We start from the raw sequence: 19,703 nt of genomic DNA, 5'->3' as shown, positions 1-19,703 counted from the left end.
TAGCATACCTATCTATTTTAGCACATCTTGCCAGTTTTTTGTAGAAACCCAGATGCATAACTGACTTGTCTATACCTGACATGTAAAAGATATACACGACACAAAAAAGCAGCTCCGATAAGTATTGGTGAAGACAGCTCTTTACTTAGCCATCCTTCCATATCTTTACCTGCTGCTCTACTTTTTTAAAATTCCGGCTGCCACGGTCCGTGCATGTTCTGATATTCTATATCCTGAACAATGCCATCCTCATCAAAGATTACTCCATGAACAGAACCGCCGAAAACGGCTCCGCCGTCAATCCCAATTTTGTTATCTGAAATCCATAAATCTGTCGTCTGCATATCTCCGTGAAGCATGGGTGTAATTGTATGACCGAAAACAATCGTCCGGCCAGTCTTATTTTTACCTCGATGGAAAGCATCTCTAATCCAGATAAAGTCCCGAGGACTGGTCTGATGCCAGTCTTTTTTTGTTAAATCAACGCCAGCATGAACAAAAACATAATTCCGCCATTCATAGTAAAGGGGACGCTTCACTAAAAAGTCTACTAAATCGGCATAACGACTACGAATCATCAGCGCGATTTCTGTTGGAGAATATTCTTCTGTAGCGCCTGTATGAAGAAGACTATCAATCGTTTCTTTGCCTCCATTGCGAACATACCCTTGATACCAGTCTTCCGGATTTTGTAAAAATTGAAGGAAATATTCCTCATGGTTTCCCCGAAGATAAACAGCCCCATATTCTTCTACAAGTCTTTTTCCAAGTAAAAAACTTTCTTTACTCTTTTTTCCGCGGTCATTTAGGTCACCAATCAAGACCAGCTGATGCCTTCTATCGTCATAGTAATTGATCAGCTGTTCAAATAAGTCAAATTCTCCATGAATATCACTGATTGCATAAACATATTTCTTCATGATCTTTCCTCCTAAACCTTGGAAAAACTTTTTCTATTTATAGTATACCTCAGAAACTCCTAAAAAATCATTGTTTTAGGTAAAATGACCACAAAAAAATAACGTTGGTTATTTATCGAAAAGGGAAGTAGGACATAAAGAAATTTTTAACTCTTTCTACTCCTAAAAATCGAATAACTGGTGGTCTAAAAGCTGCCTCTTCGGAAATAAACCGGCGATACTGAAAATATGAAGAGTTATTTTCAGTATCGTCCGGCATCTTTTTAGCTGTTTGTACGAGCCGTTTGAACCTTCTGCTTATGCTTCAAACATATGAAAAGTAATATATTCAAATAATTCTTGCGGTATTTCTAAATGACCAAAACGCAGTTTAGAACGGTACTCAGACCACAAAGGATAGTCACTAACTGCTTGAAGTGAAACTGGATATGGATTGGGTAAATAAGAGACATTTTTTCGAAACGGGAAAAAATTCGGCTTCATCTCTACCTGATAAGCACAGCCGGCTTTTATGGTACCTACCGCAATAAACTTCTGACAAGGTTCATTTCGTTTCAAGCTTTCCTTAGGTGCATAATAAATCAGCCAATCCCCTTCCTTCATTCTATTTAACGGGGCTTGTTTTCCGTGACACAGCTGACTGAATCCTCCTGCCACACCAATCTCCACGTGCTCCTTCGATGCTACTCCTAGCCAGTACCTCATTGATTTTTCCTCCTAAACAGCAATATCCTCCCGTGCCATCATTCCTTGGATGACGGTTGCCTTTTCAAATGAAATTTCATACACATCCAGCTGTGCTGTTCCCATATCGATAATTTCTTGATAAAACGGCATCTTAGCTACCCATTGCTCAGCCAGATCAAGCAGTGAGTATTCACTCTTTTCAGCGTGTCCCTCTAATACCCGTATGTGATTGTTTTCTTCTCCCGTGACAACTGTGGTAAAAGCAACTTTAGGATTTTTTTCGATTTCTTTTACCTTGTCACTTTCCTTAAATGTGGAAAAATAAACGACCTTGCGTTCTGAATCATAAAGAAAATTAACGATTCGAACATTTGGCTGTCCATAAACACTTGTTGCTAAAGCAATCTCCATTTGAGTTTCCATCATTTCTTCATATTTTTCTCTGACTTTCATTTTTCCGCCTCCATAAGCTTATTCTCTAGGACTTATTTGAAATTTGGGGCTAGTAGATTTTACTAAAACAGAAGTAATTTGTATGATGCATCGACTTCCTTTAGCTCTGTCATCTGCTGCTTTTTCCTACACAAAACATTTACTGCTAAACTTTTTTTCAAACATATCCTAGTACAAATTTAGTTTATCAAACAAACCTTGACAACTATTTGTCAGGGTTCTATTATTTTAATTGAGGAGTGTGAAAAAAGATGAAAAATGAACGTCTGCTGGCAATCACTATGTTGCTGCTGGAACAAAAACAAATCAGTGCACCTAAATTAGCAGAACGCTTTGAGGTCTCTGTTCGAACTATCTATCGAGATGTTGACTCTTTGGGACAAGCGGGAATCCCCATAACAACAATTCCCGGCAGCAAAGGCGGAATTCGAATAATGGAAAACTACAAAATCGATCAGCGCTTCTTTACTTCTTCTGAGCTGGTTTCTCTCATGATTAGCCTAGCCAGCTTGAATAACCACATCAATATGAAGCAAACACAATACACTCTTGAAAAGTTAAAATCATTGATTCCGCAAAAAATGGAAGAGGAAATTGCACTGAAAACCGATCAGCTGATTATTGATTTAACTCCTTGGATCCGAGGAGAACTTTCCCGTAATACCATCGAAGCTATCCAACTATGTCTAGACAAAAATCAAATTTTGTCTATTGCTTATGAGAATAGATCTGGTCAGTACTCTACAAGAAAATTAGAGCCCTATCGGTTGATTCTGAAAGAAGCCAGCTGGTACACACAAGCATATTGTTTGGAAAAACAGGATTTCCGTATCTTTAAACTATCCAGAATGAAAAATGTTATTGTAACAGAGGATACCTTTGTCCCGAGAGCTGCTCCTCCTGCTGCACTGGGCAAAAATACCATTAAAGAAGCAGACTTTACTACGATTTTTCTTGAAGTTGACTACTCTGTAAAGGACCAGCTTCTAGAGCGATTTCCTGATTTAATATTCAACAAAAAAAAGAATAGTGATTACTTTGATGTTACCTTTCCTTATTTTATACCCGATGATTTTGGCTATCATCTCCTTTTAGGCTTTGGCAATCGATGTATATGTCACGGTCCCGCATTTGTTCGTGAAGAACTTGCTCAGCGTGTCCGACAAATGCTGACGCAGTATGAATAAGACTGTTCTAATTATAAAAAAAGAGCTGTACTAGTTGTCAAATTGACAATCCAGTACAGCTCTTAATTTTTAACCAGCACTCTATTGATAGAAGCTGTCTCTCTTCGATTTATTCAACTATTTCTTTTTCTTACCGCCAAAAGCATCTTTCATTTTATCGAAAAAACCTTCTTCTTGCTGCTCACTAATTTCTTGTCCGCCTGCCTTAGCGAAAGAACGAAGGGCGTTCCGTTGTTCCTCACTAAGATTTTTTGGTGTAATTAGTTTCACCTTCACATGCTGATCGCCATTTGCTCCGCCCCGTAAACGAGGTGCTCCTTTTCCACGTAAGCGGAAGTTGGTTCCAGTTTGTGTACCGGCAGGAATTTTTAATTTCACATCTCCATGAACAGTAGGTACCTGTACCTCATCACCTAGTGCAGCCTGCACAAAGCTTAACGGCATTTCATAGTAAATTTCAGCACCATCCCTGTCGAAAATATTACTTTCCTCCACATGAAAGACAACATACAAATCGCCATAAGGTCCGCCATTCATTCCAGCTTCCCCCTGATTAGCCAGGCGCATTTGTTGACCATCTTCCACACCAGCAGGAACTTTAACCTTCACGTGATGTGCTTTCTTCTCATGTCCAGAGCCATGACAGGTTGGACATGGGTCCTTAATTTCTTTTCCGGTTCCGCGACAGACATCACATGTTTGACGGCTCATAACTCGTCCTAATGGAGTTTGACGTTCTACATTGATTGAACCAGAGCCATGACATTTGTGACAGGTTTCCGGTTGTGTTCCCGGCTTAGCCCCATTCCCATGACAAGTGCCGCAAACATCTTCACGTTTATATTTGATTTCTTTTTCTATACCGAAAATCGCTTCTTCAAATTTTAACTGAATGGTATATTGAAGATCCGATCCTTGTCTTGGTGCAGTCGGATCAACAGTACGTCCACCACCGCCGCCAAAGAATGAATCGAAGATATCTTCAAATCCGCCAAAGCTGCTGCCGCTGAAGCCACCGCCGCCAAAACCACCAAAGCCGCCGGCACCGCCATAATTCGGGTCAGTACCTGCATGACCATATTGATCATACGCCGCTTTCTTTTGAGGGTCGCTTAAAACCTCATATGCTTCAGAAATTTCTTTAAACTTATCTTCGGCATCTGCTTCCTTATTAATATCTGGGTGATACTGCTTAGATAGTTTACGGTACGCTTTTTTTATTTCATCATCTGAAGCCCCTTTAGACAGCCCCAGTACCTCATAATAATCTCGTTTTGTAGCCATTGGTTTCCCTCCAACTTGTATTTCCCTTGAGTATAGATACACCTTAGCCATCATCACTCAAAACTTGAATAGTTGACAATCAGAAGCAGTGTGATCAGAAACAAAGGTTTTGCTTATAGAGAATTCGGCGTCACATCAGACACATACATGCAAAAAATATCTGGTTTATTCCCGCCTGTTTTCTCCGCACTGACTGCCTTTTTTAGTCTTTTACAACAAAAGCACCGTTGTAATCATACCATAATTCAAGTAAAACCTAAATACATTTATGTAAAATCAACATTGGCAGTGTCCTTTTTGATTATCAGAAAATTATTTTTCTCTCTACAATAAACGGCGGGACAGAAGCAGTTTCCGGCTTCTGTCCCGACCTCTTTCCTGACTTCTTTTTAGGCAGTCTGCTTATTGTTCGTCTTTGTCGACTTCTTCAAAGTCTGCATCAACAACATCATCTGCGCCGCCTTGAGCTGCTTCCGGATTTTCCTGTGCTTGTTGCTGAGCTGCCTGCTCATACAATTTAACTGTTAGATTTTGAACGATTTCGTTTAATGAATCACGTTTAGCTTTCATTTGTTCGATATCATTTGCTTCTACAGCTGCTTTCAGTTCATCACGAGCATCTTCTGCTTTTTTCACTTCATCCGCATCAACTTTACCTTCAAGTTCTTTCAATGTTTTGTCTACAGTGAACAGCAAAGCGTCTACGTCATTACGAAGATCTACTTCTTCTTTACGTTGTTTATCTGCTTCCGCATTTGATTCAGCATCCTTCACCATGCGTTCGATTTCATCGTCTGATAAACCTGAAGAAGATTTAATTGTAATTGTTTGTTCTTTTTGTGTTCCTAAATCTTTCGCACGTACGTTCACGATACCGTTCTTATCGATATCAAAGCTTACTTCGATTTGCGGTACACCGCGAGGAGCAGCTGGAATATCTGTCAATTGGAATCTTCCTAATGTTTTATTGTCTGCCGCCATTGGACGTTCACCTTGCAGTACATGAATATCTACTGCCGGCTGGTTATCTGCTGCGGTAGAAAATACTTGAGATTTACTTGTTGGAATCGTTGTGTTGCGGTCAATCAGCTTCGTAAATACGCCGCCCATTGTTTCAATACCTAGTGATAAAGGAGTCACGTCTAATAGTACAACGTCCTTCACATCACCAGTGATAACGCCCCCTTGAATAGCCGCACCCATTGCCACTACTTCATCCGGGTTCACAGATTTATTTGGTTCTTTATTCGTTTCTTTACGAACTGCTTCAACAACCGCTGGAATACGAGTTGAACCACCAACTAAAATCACTTCATCAATATCAGAAGCGTTCAATGCTGCATCCTTTAATGCCTGACGTACAGGAATTTTTGTCCGTTCTACTAAATCAGCAGTTAGCTCATCAAATTTTGCACGAGTCAAGTTCATTTCTAAGTGAAGCGGACCTGCATCTCCGGCTGTAATAAACGGTAAGCTGATTTGTGTACTTGTAACACCTGATAAATCTTTTTTCGCTTTTTCAGCAGCATCTTTCAAACGCTGCAATGCCATTTTATCCTGACCTAAGTCGATACCGTTTTCTTTCTTGAATTCCGCAACCATATGATCAATGATTTTGTTATCGAAATCATCCCCACCTAAGTTGTTGTCTCCAGAAGTAGATAATACATCAAAGACACCATCGCCTAACTCAAGGATGGAAACGTCAAATGTACCGCCGCCCAAGTCAAATACTAGAATTTTTTCATCTTTATCTGTTTTGTCCAAACCATAAGCCAATGCTGCTGCTGTTGGTTCATTGACAATCCGTTCAACTTCCAACCCGGCAATTTTACCAGCATCTTTAGTTGCCTGACGTTGTGCATCGTTGAAATATGCTGGAACAGTAATAACTGCTTTATCTACTTTTTCACCTAGGTAGTCTTCTGCAAAACCTTTTAGATATTGCAGAATCATTGCAGAAATTTCCTGAGGCGTATAAGATTTACCTTCAGCTTCCACTTTAAAGCCAGCTTCACCCATGTGGCGTTTAATTGAAGCGATTGTATGAGGATTTGTCACTGCCTGACGCTTAGCAACTTCCCCTACTTGAATTTCTCCATTTTTAAAAGATACAACAGAAGGTGTTGTACGGTTTCCTTCTGGATTCGCAATAATCTTTGCTTCTCCGCCTTCTAATACAGCAACTGCTGAGTTTGTTGTTCCTAAGTCAATACCAATTATTTTACTCATGTTTATTTCTCCTATCTTCTATTTTAATTTTAAAATTGAATGTGCTTATTTTATTTATTGAGAAACGACTACCATGCTGGCGCGCAGAACACGATCCTGTAGCTTATAGCCCTTTTGCAGAACCTCTACAATTGTGTCTGAAGCAACACCATCATCAGCCGGAACTGTCTGAACTGCTTGATGAAGATTCGGATCGAAAGACTCTCCCTGTGCCGGTATTTCTTCGATTCCTTCTTCTTTCAAGGCAAAGATCATGCTTTCATAAACCATCTCGATGCCCTTTTTCAGGCTTGCGCCTTGTTCATCGTCGACTTCAATCGCCATTGCCCGTTCTAAATTATCTAGAGCCGGCAATAATTTTTTCCCTAAATCCTGTGATCTGTAACGAACCAGCAGCTCTCGTTCATTTTTAAAACGATTGCTCATATTAGCAATTTCTGCACGGGCCCGCAGGAACTTATCTTCCATTTCATTAAGCTCGTTCTTTAGTGTTTCTGTTTCTGTCAGTTCAGGTTCTGTGTTTTCCGAAGCTGTTTCTTCTACTTGATCCTGAAGCTCTTCTTTTTCTTCTTTGTTCAATCCAGCAACTTCCCTTCCCGTTTCGTAGATTCAATTTATCTTTAAGAATATCACCAAAGCGCTATCCATCAAGAAATCGATAGTAAGAGCCTAACTGTGAAGCCAGCTCATTTCTAAATACATCAACTAGACTAAATATTTTAGAATACGGCATACTTGCCGGTCCCAGTAATGCGATAGTTCCTTTGCCATGTCCGATAACTTCATAGGTTGCCGTAATCATGCTCATGCTTTTCAGTAAATCGTTGCCGATTTCCGAACCGATTTTAAAGCTAATTGGTCTTGCAGCTGTTTCAGTCATTTCCAGCAGATTGGTCAGCGCTTCTGTGTTATTCATAAAAGAATAAACTGATTTTAACTGACTGTGATCCATACTAACGCCAAAATCCAGCAGATTCAAACGACCGCTCACATAAACCTTCTCTTCAAAAATGTGCCCCAGCATCGTGTCGAAAAGATTCATCATCCCTTCAGGCGTTTGGAAATACCTGTGCAGAATCATTGGAATCTCTGTGCGTAAACGATGGTAAACGGTCAGCAAAGGCTGCCCAACAAGCTTTTCGTTGATAATATTAGTCATTTTTTCTAAATCTTCTTTGGAAACAGTGTTTGGGATAGCAAATACCTGACTCTCGACATTTCCTTTGTCAGTAACAATGATAGCAATAACCTGCCGATCATTCAAAGGAACCATCCGAAATCCTGTTAATTTTCTTTCCTTAACCTCCGGCCCCAAAGAAAACGCTGTATAGCTGGTTAGCTCAGATAAGATTTTCGCAGATTGTTCAATGATATCATTAATCTCCCGAAACTCTGAGCCAAAGGACTGGCGAATACTATTTAATTCTCCCGGTTCTACCTCAGCTGGTTTCAGCAGGTAATCAACATAATAGCGATAGCCGTTCATAGACGGAACCCTTCCAGAAGAAGAATGGGTTTTAAGCAGCAATCCCTGCTCCTCTAAAGCTTTCATATCATTTCGAATTGTGGCAGAACTGGACTTGATTCCATCCTCCATCAATTTTTTCGAACCTACAGGTGTCCCCGTAGTTGTGTACTGCTGGATGATAAGTCTCAAGATTTCTTTTTGTCTTTCAGTAATCATAATACCACCCTCCATTAGCACTCCTATCTAATGAGTGCTAATACAATTATTAATATAGCAAGTTCTATCATGATTGTCAAGAAAAAAACAGCAATTTTTAGCACTCTTTATAACCGAGTGCTAAAAATTGCTATAGTTTTCTTTTTTCTTGTTATTAAGCATCCAAAAGGAAGGATTCAAAGACTTCATTTCCAATATATAGTCCTTTTTCACTGAGGCGAAGTGCCTCTGCTGTTTCAACTAATAATCCCTTATTGATTAGTGAAGGAATAACTTCCCCGTAAACTGTCGTTATGTCAATGCCAAACTTTTCTACAAAACGCTTTTTGTTTACACCGCTTAGCTTTCTTAGTCCCAGAAACATTTCTTCTTCAATTTGATTGTTCTTAGTTAAATGTTCAGTTTCTAATACTGGCAGACGATTTTCACGCAAGGGTTTTAAATAATGCTGAATGGGTCCGTAATTACGGTAACGATTGTCTCCCAGATAACCACTGGCTCCAGCACCAAATCCATAATAATGTTCATTATTCCAATACACAAGATTGTGTTGGCTCTCTTTTCCCTTCAACGCAAAATTGCTGACCTCGTACTGTTGTCTGTTCGTCTGCGCCATTTTTTTGATTGTCTCTTCAAACATCCCTGCTTCCGCATCCTCATCAGGAAGAGTCAGCCTTCCTTGTCTCACCCAATTCATAAACATCGTTTTATTTTCCAATATCAGTGAATACAATGAATAATGAGGGAGGTCTAAATCAATTGCCCGCTGAAGTGTATCCTGGAAGCTGGCAAGCGTCTGCCCTGGCAACGCATAAATTAAATCAATACTAACATTCTCAAATGCCTCTTTGTCTAAAAAGTCCATTGTCTGGTAGACATCAGCTGCGGTATGTTTTCTACCAATTTTTTTCAGCAGTTGATCGTCGAAGGTCTGAACCCCCATTGATAGACGGTTTACACCATAATTCTTCATTACTTTCAGCTTCTCTCGACTTAAATCTCCCGGATTTGCTTCTACTGTAAACTCGTTGCAGTCATCAAAAGGAAGCAGCTCCCTCACACCAAACAGCAAGCGGTCCAGCTGTTCTGCACTTAGCGATGTTGGTGTTCCGCCGCCTATATAGATTGTTTCCATCTTTTTTCGAGGGGATTGCGCCAATGTCAGACGAATCTCTTTTAGCAGCGCTTCAATATATTCATCTACCGGCTGACCTTCCAGAAAAACTTTATTGAAGTCGCAATAGTAGCAGATATGCTCACAGAATGGTATGTGAATGTAAGCTGAAATTTTGCTGTTGTTTCTTAAATCATTGTTTATCGTCATTCTATTCATTTTCCTTCCAAAAACCAAAATCACACAATATTAACACCATGGAAACCATTAGAAAAAATTCACTTGTATCATCGTTCAAATTTTAATCATTTCTAGCGCCCTTCGGTTGCTTTTCAAGCTTAAGCCGCCAGTTAAACACTGGATGTTTCCGTCTATTTTAGCATATTATCCGCATAGGTTATAGAGAGTCTGTTTGGCATCTTTCAGTTCTATTTTTTATCATGGTAGGTTAGTGCCATCTGGATACAGATAATCAGAGTATCTATTGGCAACACTTCTTGAGGATTCAGTACAATAGCTCTGTTTTTTGAAAAGCTGAGTGAATCGGAAAACCTGCATATTCAATCGTTTCAATGTCTCTGAAAATTGTTCGCTTAGAAACGCCGAAACGTGCAGCCAGCTCAGAAGCGGAAATAACATCATTTTCTAAAAGTAAAATAATGATTGATAAAACACGCTCAATTTTCTTCATTTTCTATCAACTTTCTGCTAAAAGCAGTACCTCTTCCCCCTGATTCTGCAAGGTGGTCACATGCATCGTGCCCCACTGACACAATCCATCCAAAACAATTTCCAGTGTTTCTCCATATGGACTCAATGAGTATTCTACTTTTGGCGGTACCTGATTGTATGATTTTCGTTTGACAATATTATCCAATTCTAATTCACGCAGCTGCTGAGTCAGCATTTTCTGACTAATTCCCGGAATTTTACGCTGCAAGTCGCTTGGACGCAATGCACCATGACGCAAATTACATAAAATAATCGGTTTCCATTTCCCGCCAATAACCTCCATCGCAGCTTCAACACCAATATTATAAATTTTTTGTTTCATTTTTTCGCTCCAATCCTTCTAGTTTCACAATTGATACTTTTTTGTTAGTATAGCACAAAAAAGTCGGTACTATCCTTTTGGATAATTCCGTTATATAGTAATTTCAGAAAAAGCTTGAGGAGGAAAATCAATGATTCATTCATTAGAAGAAAAAATAATAGTAAACAATGGAAGCCAAATTCCCGGGTTAGGCTTAGGGGTTTTTCAAATACCTGATGAAGAAACAGAAGCAGTGGTTTCTGAAGGAATTCTTCAAGGCTACCGCCTGATTGACACTGCTCAAATTTACGGAAACGAAGCTGGTACAGGCGCTGGAATAAAAAAAGGAATGGCAGCAGCAAATATAGCAAGGGAAGAACTATTTGTGACTTCCAAGCTTTGGAATAATCACTTATCCTATGACGAAACAATAACTGCTTTTGAAAATAGTTTGTCACTTCTAGGGCTGGACTACCTTGATTTATACCTGATTCACTGGCCTGGAACAGATGCATTTGAGACATCCTGGAAAGCATTGGAGGACCTATACAAAGCTGGAAAAGTTAAGGCTATCGGCGTCAGCAATTTTCAGATTCAGCATTTAGAAAAGCTGCTAAGTTTCGCAACCGTTCTACCTGTCATCAATCAAATTGAGCTGCATCCAAAATTGAACCAGCAGAAATTACGGGATTTTTGTAAACAGCATAATACCCATATTCAGGCTTGGTCACCATTGATGCAGGGCAGAATATTAAATGACCCCCTCCTACAAAAGATTGGGGCAGCTCACCAGCGTTCCAGCGCACAAATAGTTTTGCGTTGGGCTGTTCAACAGGATATTCTGCTGGTAGTAAAATCTGTGCAGTCTGCTCGGATGAAAAGTAATGCACAGCTGTTTGATTTTGAATTATCTGATGAAGAGATGGTGGCAATAACTAATTTGAACGAAAATCTACGCGTCGGACCAGATCCCGATACGTTTGACTTTTAAAGGAGGTTTTTATTATGGAGATGAATGTAGCTAAAAAAACTGCTCTTGTTACTGGTTCCACCAAAGGAATTGGAAAAGCCATCGCTATTGAGCTGGCACGCGAAGGAGCAGATGTGATTATTAACGGACGAGATAAAGTTCAGGTGATGCATGCTGTTGAGGAGATTAAGCAGCTGTTTCCAGAAACTGACCCACATGGGGCCCCAGCTGATTTAGAAAAATTAGAAGAACGTGAGAAGCTTTTCAATACCTTTCCTAAAGTAGATATTTTAGTTAACAACATGGGTATTTTTCAGCCAATGGATTATTGGGCTATCACCGATGATATTTGGGAACATTTTTTCAAGGTTAATGTCTTAGCCGGTAATGCTCTAGCCAACCATTATTTACCAGCTATGCTGAAACAGGATTTCGGACGAATTATTTTTATCGCCAGCGAAGAGGCCTTGATGCCGTCAGGAGAAATGGCCCAGTACAGTATGACGAAGACAATGAATCTATCCTTAGCAAAAAGCTTATCGAAGCTGACCGTAGGTACTCATGTAACGGTAAATACGATTATGCCTGGCTCTACTTTGACTGAAGGTGTTCAGAAAATGCTTGAGGACATGTACCAGGATAGCAGTCTTCCTTCAGATGAATGGGAACATGATTTTATGAAAAACCATCGTCCTCTTTCACAGATTCAGCGGCTGATTCGTCCTGAAGAAATCGGTCGGTTGGCCGTTTTTGTTGCCAGCCCGTATGCCTCATCTTTTTCCGGCTCTGCTTTACGTGCAGATGGCGGCTTAATCCCTACGATTTATTAGCTATTTATGAAAAGATAAGAAAGCAGTTCCCAGCCTGTGATTTGTAAAAAACGTTCAAATTAAATGCAATTAGAGGCTACACTGCTAAAGTTGAGAAACTAATTATCACGAATATACAAAAGACAGGTTGAACATGAGATCTAAAACGTCTTATACTCAACCTGTCCTTAATTAAGAGTGCGCATCAATTAGAAGCACTGACTCTCTCACCAATAGGATTCTTCTCTTGCCAACTGCAGTTATGCAAGAGTCGCTTTAACTATAGCTTGCTGCTTTATTTCACTTTTTCCTTTTTGCAAAATAATCCGCAGTATCCTGCTCATCCTGCTTCAGTTGGCTAATTAAGGCGTCTGCCCCATTGAATTTGACCTGATCACGCAGATAGTGGTCCCAGCGGACAGTAACCTGCTCACCATAGATGTCTTTATGAAAATCTAAAATATAGACTTCTACTGTTAACTCCCTACCTTCACCAAATGTATCATTATGCCCAATGGATCCCATTCCGGCATACCACTGATTACCAATTTTAATCCGAGTAGCATAAACGCCGATTCGAGGTAGTCTAACAATACTTTTCACTTGAATATTCGCAGTAGGAAAACCAAGTTGTCTTCCCCGTGCATCTCCATGAACAACTGTTCCTTCAGTTTCATACACATACCCTAATAGCTCAGTAACCTCTTCCATATTACCATCATCCATCATTTCCCGAATACGTGTGGAACTAATTTTCAGCCCCTCCAGCTCTTCCTTCTGAACAGTAACAACATCGAACCGCCCCTTGGCATATTCAGGAAAATGAGCAACATCAGCAATATCCTTAGGTCCGTAAGTATAGTCAAACCCGGATACTGCAACTTTTCCATGCAGCGCTACAATATATTGATCAACAAATTCCTGTGGAGGCAGCTTTGCAAATGCAGAGGTGAAGTCAATAATATAAAGAATGTCTACGCCTAGCGCTTCCATGTGTTCTTCTTTTTGTTTTAAACTGGTCAGGTACTTCATAGATGCCGGCTCAATTTTTTGAAATACAATTGAAGGATGTTGATTAAAAGTCATCACTGCGAGCTTCAGCCCTTTTTCTTCGGCAATTTTTTTGCCGGTTTCGATAACCTTCTGATGTCCTTTGTGCACGCCGTCAAAAAAACCCAGAACCATCACCACATCCTCGTTTGGAATTTCTTTTGGATCGTAGGGATGGCGGATTGAAACGATTTTCATAATTCAAAACTTCTTTCTTTAATTATTTCTCAATACCTTGCTCGGCTTTAAAAGATGAGATTTTTCCTCATGCTGTTTATATAAGCTTACCACCAAATCATGGTGATAGAGGGCAATTAGTTCTGCCGGCATATCAGTGATGCCCAACTCTTTCATCGTCAAAAATACGCCATTCCGTACTTTATTATACTGTTCGTCCGTTAAATAAAACGCAGGAAAGTCTTTAACTGCTGTTTCAATAGGTAGTAACACCTGATTAATTTCTCCGGCCTCCATTTTCTCTGCCACTTCTGCTAATGTCAGACACTGATCCTGTCTCAAACCACCACTCGCTGTTCTAACTAACTCAGACATATGAGCGGGTACGCCTAATAAAGTACCTGTATCAACTGAAAGAGTACGTACATAAGTCCCTTTTCCGCAGACCACTTTGAAACGCCAAGACTGCGTTCCTTTCTCCTTATCTAACTGCGGCGTACTAGTTCGTTCAAATGAATGAATCAGCGCCGTTCTTTTAGGTCGTTCAACTTCCTCACCATTTCGGGCATAGTCATACAATCGCCGCCCGTTCACTTTAACAGCAGAATACATCGGTGGGATTTGAGTGATTTCTCCTAGCATCTGTTCCATCGCCCAGTCGATTTTCTCAACAGGAAAAGGTGTGGTAATGCTTTTTTGCTCAACCACATCTCCGCTGGCATCTTCAGTTGTTGTAGAGATTCCTAAGGTAATCTCTCCTTCATACGTTTTTCCTGAATCAACCATATATTCAATTACCTTTGTTCCTTTACCAATACAAATGGGTAAGACACCAGAGACATCAGGGTCTAGTGTGCCTCCATGACCAATTTTTTTGGTATGCAGAATTTTTCTTAGCTTAAAGACACAGTCATGACTGGTCATTCCGCTTTCCTTCCATAAAGGCAGGATTCCATCCATCTTATTTCCTCCATTTTCGTACTAACCAGATTATTATAGCATAGAACGATTTCAGTTTACACGCCGCAAATCTGTACGCAATGATTCCTCACCTGCCTATAAGTGTCTGAAAAATATAATAACACAATCATAATCTTTTATTTTGTGTTATAGCTAACTTCAGTCAATAGAATGTAAACAGGTGCAAACACCTCTTGATGTCTAAAAATACCTACAACCTACTCTAAAAAAGCAAAGACCTTACCATACAAATGTATGTAATAAAGTCTCTGCCTGTGTCTTATTGATTAGAGTTTTTCTTGGCTTTTCTTGCAGTTCTTGTTTGCTGTCGACGATCTACTTTTCGTTTCTGCTTATTGCTGGCAGAAATCGCACGATCAATTTTTTTCTTATAGCCTGGTTTAATCTTTTTCTTTTTCTTCTTTACTAGGCCAATCAGCGTAGGATCTAACTCATCTTTTGATTTTACACGTTTCGTCCGACGATTACGATCATAGGTATCCACAATCTCACCGTCTTTGATTTCCTTAGGATAAAACTTTATCCCAAGTTTCTCAACCTGAGCAATAAGTAAATCATCGGAAGGATCATAAAGTGTTATCGCAGTTCCATCCAGACCATTTCTTCCTGTTCTACCAACGCGATGAATAAAGAAATCCAGTTCTGAAGGCACTTCTGCATTGATGACATGAGAAACTCCCTCAATGTCAATGCCCCGTGCGGCTAAATCTGTTGCTACTACATATTGGAACTCCAGATTTTGAACTTGGCGCATCACGCGTTTTCGTTCTCTCGGCGTAATATCTCCGTGAATTTTGGCTGTTTTTAGCCCTTGCTTTTTCAAATAATCCGCAATTTCATCCACACGTTGCTTAGTGTTAGCAAATACAATTGCCAGATAAGGATGACCAACTGTCAGCAGCTGATAAATCAAACGATTTTTATCCTTACCTTTGGTAGATATCAGCCAGTTGTCAATAGTATCAGAAATAACCGTCTTCGGTTTAATATGTTCAACAACTGGATTTTCCATATACTTCTTCAAAAAAGGCTTTAGCTTTTCAGGAATTGTGGCTGAAAACACCAGCATTTGCAGCTTATCAGGCAAACGTCCCGCAATATGATCTACTTCCTCAAGGAAGCCCATGTCCAATGTCATATCCGCTTCATCTACTACAAAAGCAAACGCCGTATGGACCTTCAGTGCTTGTTCATTAATCATATCCAAAATCCGGCCAGGCGTACCTATTACAATATGGGGTTGTTGATTCCCCAGTTTATTAAGCTGACGCTGCTTATCTGTTCCGCCAACAAAGTTTGTAACACGGATTTCCGGCGAACTAAATTGTGCAATTTGACTTGCCTCTCCATAAATCTGACCAGCCAGTTCACGGCTAGGAGCAGTAATAACTATCTGTACTTCATCCCGTGCTGCATCAACTTTATCCATTAAAGGCAACAGAAAGGTATGCGTCTTTCCGCTTCCAGTTTGTGATTGTCCAATCACATTTTTTCCTTTTTTAATCACAGGGATTAGCTTTTCCTGAACTTCAGTTGGTGCTTTAAATCCTTTATCCTCTAAGGCCTTCATAATAAAAGGCTGAAATTGTTCAAAGGAGCTCACTTGCCCACCTCTTTTCTTTTAATTACTAGTAAGTCCTCAAGCATTATACCACAAAAGTCATTCAGACTCTCCGCTTTTTCTGAACTTTTCTTCTCTAGCGATGGTACTGGCAGTATACGTATGGCTGGCTCTTTCATAAAATAGCCTTCTGTTTTTCTTGAAAAAGGCATAGCCGATATTTAGAAAGAATAGTAAAAAAAGCAGTCCACAAAACAAGGTAAGTATGAATGAAATCAACTGAAGCATACGATTATTTGAATTTAGCCATTGCGCTGAACTGCTGAGATAAAGCGAGATTAACCCAAATACATAATAGAAATAGCCATATCTCAAGATTAACGAGCGAAAACGAACACTACTGCCATCTTCTGAAACGATTCTGATTTTAACAATTTTTTTCCCAAGCGTTTGACCATTCGCTACGGCAGGTAAAACCATAAATACAAGAAAAACCATCAAGAAGTACCAGAAACGGCTTCCAGAAAACTGTACTTGATTATCCCAAATACGATAGCTCGGAATGAGCCTCAGTATAATATTAATGCAGCCTTCAAGAATAAAAATGCTTATCCAGTCAATCGTAAAAGCAACAAATCTTCTAAACAGCGTCACCTGCTGTCCTTTCTTATAAGCCGCTTCATCAATTTCCGCTCTTGTCGGCAGTAAAAAGGTGAATAACGGTGTAAACAGAAAGCCAATCATTCCGCCTAAAGTATTGTTCATTAAATCATTGACATCTGCTAAACGATACGGTCTAGGATAGATAAAATATAGCCCGCTCAATTGTGTCAGTTCAAAAAATAATGATAACAAAAAACTATATAAAACAACTTTTTTGAAGGTTAACCCGAAATAGTACCTTAAATACATACCAAAAGGAACTAAAAGTAAAATATTAAAAACAGGCTCTAGTACAACTCCCTGTTTGAGTGCCGGCAGATAGGTTGATGGCTCTCCTATAACCAGCTTCGTTTGATCTAAAAATCGGACAACCGTATAAAATGGCCGCAGTTCAATAATCTGACTTGTGTATTTTGCTACCTCCTCACGGGATGGTAGTGGTAAAATAACTAAAAAATAGGCACATAAAAGATAAAAAATGAATGAATATAGAATAACTGCCCGTCTAAATAAAAATGTACCGTATTTTCGATATTCATAAATGATAAAAATAAATGAAATAGCAAATGCTAAAAATGGAAAAGTATAGATTGCTGTCTGAATCGGTCCTTCATATGCTGCCATCTTGTCGCCTCCTTTACACTTAATTCTAAGTCTAATCAAAAAACAACTATTTGTCATGTCAGGCGAATGCTTTTTAAAGAAAATATTTTTTGAAAACTAAACGATTTACAGTTATTATATAGATAAATCTTATTGAACAGGTATATGAAGCTAAACTACAGCTATCTATCGAAACACATACTATCCGTTATGGAAATCAGATTCAAAACATGATACTTGTTTTATCCAGCGAGTTACTTTTCAATTGTTCTGAAAAAACAAACGCTAATTTTGATTTTAGACTTTGCTTTTTTTGAAATTTAGTTTTGCTTTTGTATTTATGATAATTTCTAACAAAAAGAAGGAGGGAAATTATATGCTGAACGGGTATTTTGCATTCGGTGTGCCAGTGTTTCTAATTGTTTTATATATCTTTTTTGAATGGATTAGACTAAAAACCCATGTTCATTATTATATAGGTTTTATTCTTTTACTCATCTCATCATTTATGACTGTTTTTAGTTTTCAAGTTATGCAGGAATTCTGGGCATCTAATGCAAAATCAGATGTTCAACTGGGCTACTCTCCGAATATCCTTTGGTTTCCTCTTATTCTCGGTATGCTTTTAATTATCCTTAACTGCGGACGTGGTTTGAAACGAATTTATGCTTTTGAACAGGAACGTAAGCAGACTCACAAAGAGAATGATTAATCTAAGCTACAATAAAAATAGGAAGTTAAACCCCATACTTTTGTTTCCACGACTAAACAGCTATTTCCCTAATAAAGAAGCATTCAGCAGATTATTGACCGCTGAATGCTTCTTTATTATTTATATATTAAATTGTATAGTTTCTTTGAACAATTTTTTCATAAAATGCTCTTACATCTTTTTTTAGTAATGGTGCCTGCAAATAATCTTGTCCAATAAAATCAATATGATCCCAGCCTTTAATAACTGGTTCTACATACCAAATTCCTGGTTCCATTTGATTATCCGCAACTTTACTCTTTTGTGTGAAAGGAGCTTTTGCCGAAATAACTGGTACAAGTCCATCATTCGCTCGCCATTCCACTGTTCCTGTTTTCCCAAGAATTGATGAAGGAATTGTAAACAGAGGAGACATTGTAATAAATGGTAAATAATTACTACTAATCCCTGATTTATAAGTAGCATCTCCAGCAAAAGAGAAGTAATATACATCTTCAGCAAGATTTGTCATTTGGTTAATTGTATCTGAACCAGCTACAGTTAAATCATGAAGGGCAATATCTTGACTATTATTCCAAACATTACTGCTCAATACCCGCTTCATATAGTCCTTGTTGCTTTCTCCAGTGCGCTGACGCAGCCCCCATTGATCTAATTTGAAATCATATGGAATCTTACTTTTACTACTTCCGGTTGCAGCTGCCAAACTATAGATAAGATCACTAATTAGTGGTTTAGCAACATCTGCGATTTTCGTCCCATTATGTGGGGTTCCCAAGGTCGTAATACTGTGAACCCAATTTTTATTTCCTTGAAACAGTTCTGATACATCTGTTCCATTGGCTGCGGCATAACTTTGTTCTTCCGCGGATCCTTCCCGCAGCAGCGTTTCCAGCACTCGACTGGTTTGCCCTCCTTGGCTATGTCCTATTAAATGGATTTTGTGCTGACCATCCCATTGAGGATAAATTCCAGGAAATGTTCGTCCATATCGGTCATGACCATGCTTTTGAGCATGAGCAGCACCATAGTCTACTGTTCCTCCTTTAATATAATAGTACAGCTCTACAGCACGATCCCAGTTACTTCCAAACGGACTAACAATAGCTTCCAAACTAGTATAGCCTTTCGCATTCAAATCCCCTAAAATATTAGAAAATCCACCCCAATAAGTAATTGGGAAAGGTTTCAGCTCATCTGGACCAAAACCAACCAATCCATGGACAAAAACATGCGGATCCTTATTTTCTCCATGTACTTCTTCAGTTTGAAAAAAACCAATACCTAAAAATAGACAAACTCCTACAATAAAATAATACAAATGTTTCTTTTTCATTTTTTTCCCCCTAAAAAATATTTGAATGCCAAAAAACATCCTACTTATTATTATAATATTTATACAACAAATAAGAAACATATTTTTGTAATATTTTTTTAATTTTCAAATAAAATGACAAAAAAGAGTTTGGGACATAAGTAAATGCCCGAACTCTTCTTTCTCTAAAATCCGAATAAACGGCGTTCCAAAAGTAGCTCTCTCGGAAATAAGCCGAACTATCTCAAAAATATGAAAAGCTATTTTC

19 protein-coding genes are annotated in these 19,703 nt (G+C 39.0%); 4 read left to right on the top strand and 15 right to left on the bottom strand.

Features of this window, described 5'->3' with window-relative positions:
• Positions 1-185: 185 nt before the first annotated feature.
• The 3 genes from ACYSNQ_RS08355 to ACYSNQ_RS08345 all read right to left on the bottom strand — a co-directional run bounded on the left by ACYSNQ_RS08355 (position 186) and on the right by ACYSNQ_RS08345 (position 2,060).
• Positions 186-920 carry a metallophosphoesterase gene (locus tag ACYSNQ_RS08355; RefSeq protein ID WP_426082457.1) on the bottom strand — a complete coding sequence of 245 codons (735 nt, stop codon included), beginning with the start codon at positions 918-920 and terminating at the stop codon, positions 186-188.
• Positions 921-1,217: 297 nt separating this feature from the next.
• On the bottom strand, positions 1,218-1,625 hold the full coding sequence (locus ACYSNQ_RS08350) for an EVE domain-containing protein (RefSeq protein ID WP_426082456.1): 408 nt from the start codon (positions 1,623-1,625) through the stop codon (positions 1,218-1,220).
• Between the two features lie 12 nt (positions 1,626-1,637).
• Positions 1,638-2,060, bottom strand: a complete 423-nt coding sequence (locus tag ACYSNQ_RS08345; protein ID WP_426082455.1) for a pyridoxamine 5'-phosphate oxidase family protein — start codon at positions 2,058-2,060, stop codon at positions 1,638-1,640.
• A gap of 251 nt (positions 2,061-2,311) precedes the next feature.
• Between ACYSNQ_RS08345 and ACYSNQ_RS08340 the strand changes: the two genes are divergently transcribed.
• Positions 2,312-3,247, top strand: coding sequence for a helix-turn-helix transcriptional regulator (locus ACYSNQ_RS08340; protein ID WP_426082454.1), 936 nt, complete (start codon positions 2,312-2,314; stop codon positions 3,245-3,247).
• Between the two features lie 117 nt (positions 3,248-3,364).
• Here ACYSNQ_RS08340 and dnaJ read toward each other — a convergent pair whose 3' ends face one another.
• The 7 genes from dnaJ to ACYSNQ_RS08305 all read right to left on the bottom strand — a co-directional run bounded on the left by dnaJ (position 3,365) and on the right by ACYSNQ_RS08305 (position 10,615).
• On the bottom strand, positions 3,365-4,531 hold the full coding sequence (gene dnaJ, locus ACYSNQ_RS08335) for a molecular chaperone DnaJ (RefSeq protein WP_426082453.1): 1,167 nt from the start codon (positions 4,529-4,531) through the stop codon (positions 3,365-3,367).
• Between the two features lie 402 nt (positions 4,532-4,933).
• Positions 4,934-6,763 (bottom strand): molecular chaperone DnaK, encoded by a 1,830-nt coding sequence (gene dnaK / locus ACYSNQ_RS08330; protein ID WP_426082452.1) that lies wholly within the window; start codon positions 6,761-6,763, stop codon positions 4,934-4,936.
• Between the two features lie 54 nt (positions 6,764-6,817).
• Entirely contained in the window at positions 6,818-7,342 is a 525-nt protein-coding gene (grpE, locus tag ACYSNQ_RS08325) for a nucleotide exchange factor GrpE (protein WP_426082450.1), read from the bottom strand.
• Positions 7,343-7,403: 61 nt separating this feature from the next.
• On the bottom strand, positions 7,404-8,447 hold the full coding sequence (gene hrcA / locus ACYSNQ_RS08320; protein WP_426082449.1) for a heat-inducible transcriptional repressor HrcA: 1,044 nt from the start codon (positions 8,445-8,447) through the stop codon (positions 7,404-7,406).
• 154 nt (positions 8,448-8,601) lie between these two features.
• On the bottom strand, positions 8,602-9,771 hold the full coding sequence (hemW, locus tag ACYSNQ_RS08315; protein ID WP_426082498.1) for a radical SAM family heme chaperone HemW: 1,170 nt from the start codon (positions 9,769-9,771) through the stop codon (positions 8,602-8,604).
• Between the two features lie 295 nt (positions 9,772-10,066).
• Entirely contained in the window at positions 10,067-10,252 is a 186-nt protein-coding gene (locus tag ACYSNQ_RS08310) for a helix-turn-helix transcriptional regulator (protein ID WP_426082448.1), read from the bottom strand.
• A 6-nt stretch (positions 10,253-10,258) separates the two neighbouring features.
• Complete coding sequence (locus ACYSNQ_RS08305) at positions 10,259-10,615, bottom strand: winged helix-turn-helix transcriptional regulator (protein ID WP_426082447.1); 357 nt, start codon at positions 10,613-10,615, stop codon at positions 10,259-10,261.
• A 130-nt stretch (positions 10,616-10,745) separates the two neighbouring features.
• On the opposite strand from ACYSNQ_RS08305, the gene ACYSNQ_RS08300 reads away from it, so the two are divergent.
• The gene (locus ACYSNQ_RS08300; protein ID WP_426082446.1) at positions 10,746-11,585 is read left to right on the top strand and encodes an aldo/keto reductase; all 840 of its coding nucleotides are present in this window, start codon (positions 10,746-10,748) and stop codon (positions 11,583-11,585) included.
• A 14-nt stretch (positions 11,586-11,599) separates the two neighbouring features.
• A complete protein-coding gene (locus tag ACYSNQ_RS08295; RefSeq protein WP_426082445.1) occupies positions 11,600-12,394 on the top strand; it encodes an SDR family NAD(P)-dependent oxidoreductase in 795 nt (264 codons plus the stop codon).
• A gap of 279 nt (positions 12,395-12,673) precedes the next feature.
• Here the strand turns inward: ACYSNQ_RS08295 and ribF are convergent, their stop codons facing one another.
• The 4 genes from ribF to ACYSNQ_RS08275 all read right to left on the bottom strand — a co-directional run bounded on the left by ribF (position 12,674) and on the right by ACYSNQ_RS08275 (position 17,429).
• A complete protein-coding gene (gene ribF / locus ACYSNQ_RS08290) occupies positions 12,674-13,621 on the bottom strand; it encodes a riboflavin biosynthesis protein RibF (RefSeq protein WP_426082444.1) in 948 nt (315 codons plus the stop codon).
• Between the two features lie 18 nt (positions 13,622-13,639).
• Positions 13,640-14,560 (bottom strand): tRNA pseudouridine(55) synthase TruB, encoded by a 921-nt coding sequence (gene truB / locus ACYSNQ_RS08285; RefSeq protein ID WP_426082443.1) that lies wholly within the window; start codon positions 14,558-14,560, stop codon positions 13,640-13,642.
• Between the two features lie 280 nt (positions 14,561-14,840).
• Positions 14,841-16,151 (bottom strand): DEAD/DEAH box helicase, encoded by a 1,311-nt coding sequence (locus tag ACYSNQ_RS08280; protein WP_426082496.1) that lies wholly within the window; start codon positions 16,149-16,151, stop codon positions 14,841-14,843.
• A gap of 90 nt (positions 16,152-16,241) precedes the next feature.
• Positions 16,242-17,429, bottom strand: coding sequence for a VanZ family protein (locus ACYSNQ_RS08275; RefSeq protein WP_426082442.1), 1,188 nt, complete (start codon positions 17,427-17,429; stop codon positions 16,242-16,244).
• Between the two features lie 355 nt (positions 17,430-17,784).
• Between ACYSNQ_RS08275 and ACYSNQ_RS08270 the strand changes: the two genes are divergently transcribed.
• Positions 17,785-18,120 (top strand): hypothetical protein, encoded by a 336-nt coding sequence (locus tag ACYSNQ_RS08270; RefSeq protein WP_426082440.1) that lies wholly within the window; start codon positions 17,785-17,787, stop codon positions 18,118-18,120.
• A 127-nt stretch (positions 18,121-18,247) separates the two neighbouring features.
• Here ACYSNQ_RS08270 and ACYSNQ_RS08265 read toward each other — a convergent pair whose 3' ends face one another.
• A complete protein-coding gene (locus tag ACYSNQ_RS08265; RefSeq protein ID WP_426082438.1) occupies positions 18,248-19,456 on the bottom strand; it encodes an esterase/lipase family protein in 1,209 nt (402 codons plus the stop codon).
• Between the last annotated feature and the right edge of the window lie 247 nt (positions 19,457-19,703).

Source organism: Enterococcus sp. LJL51 (assembly GCF_054871795.1).
This window is presented reverse-complemented; position numbering and strand designations above follow the sequence as displayed.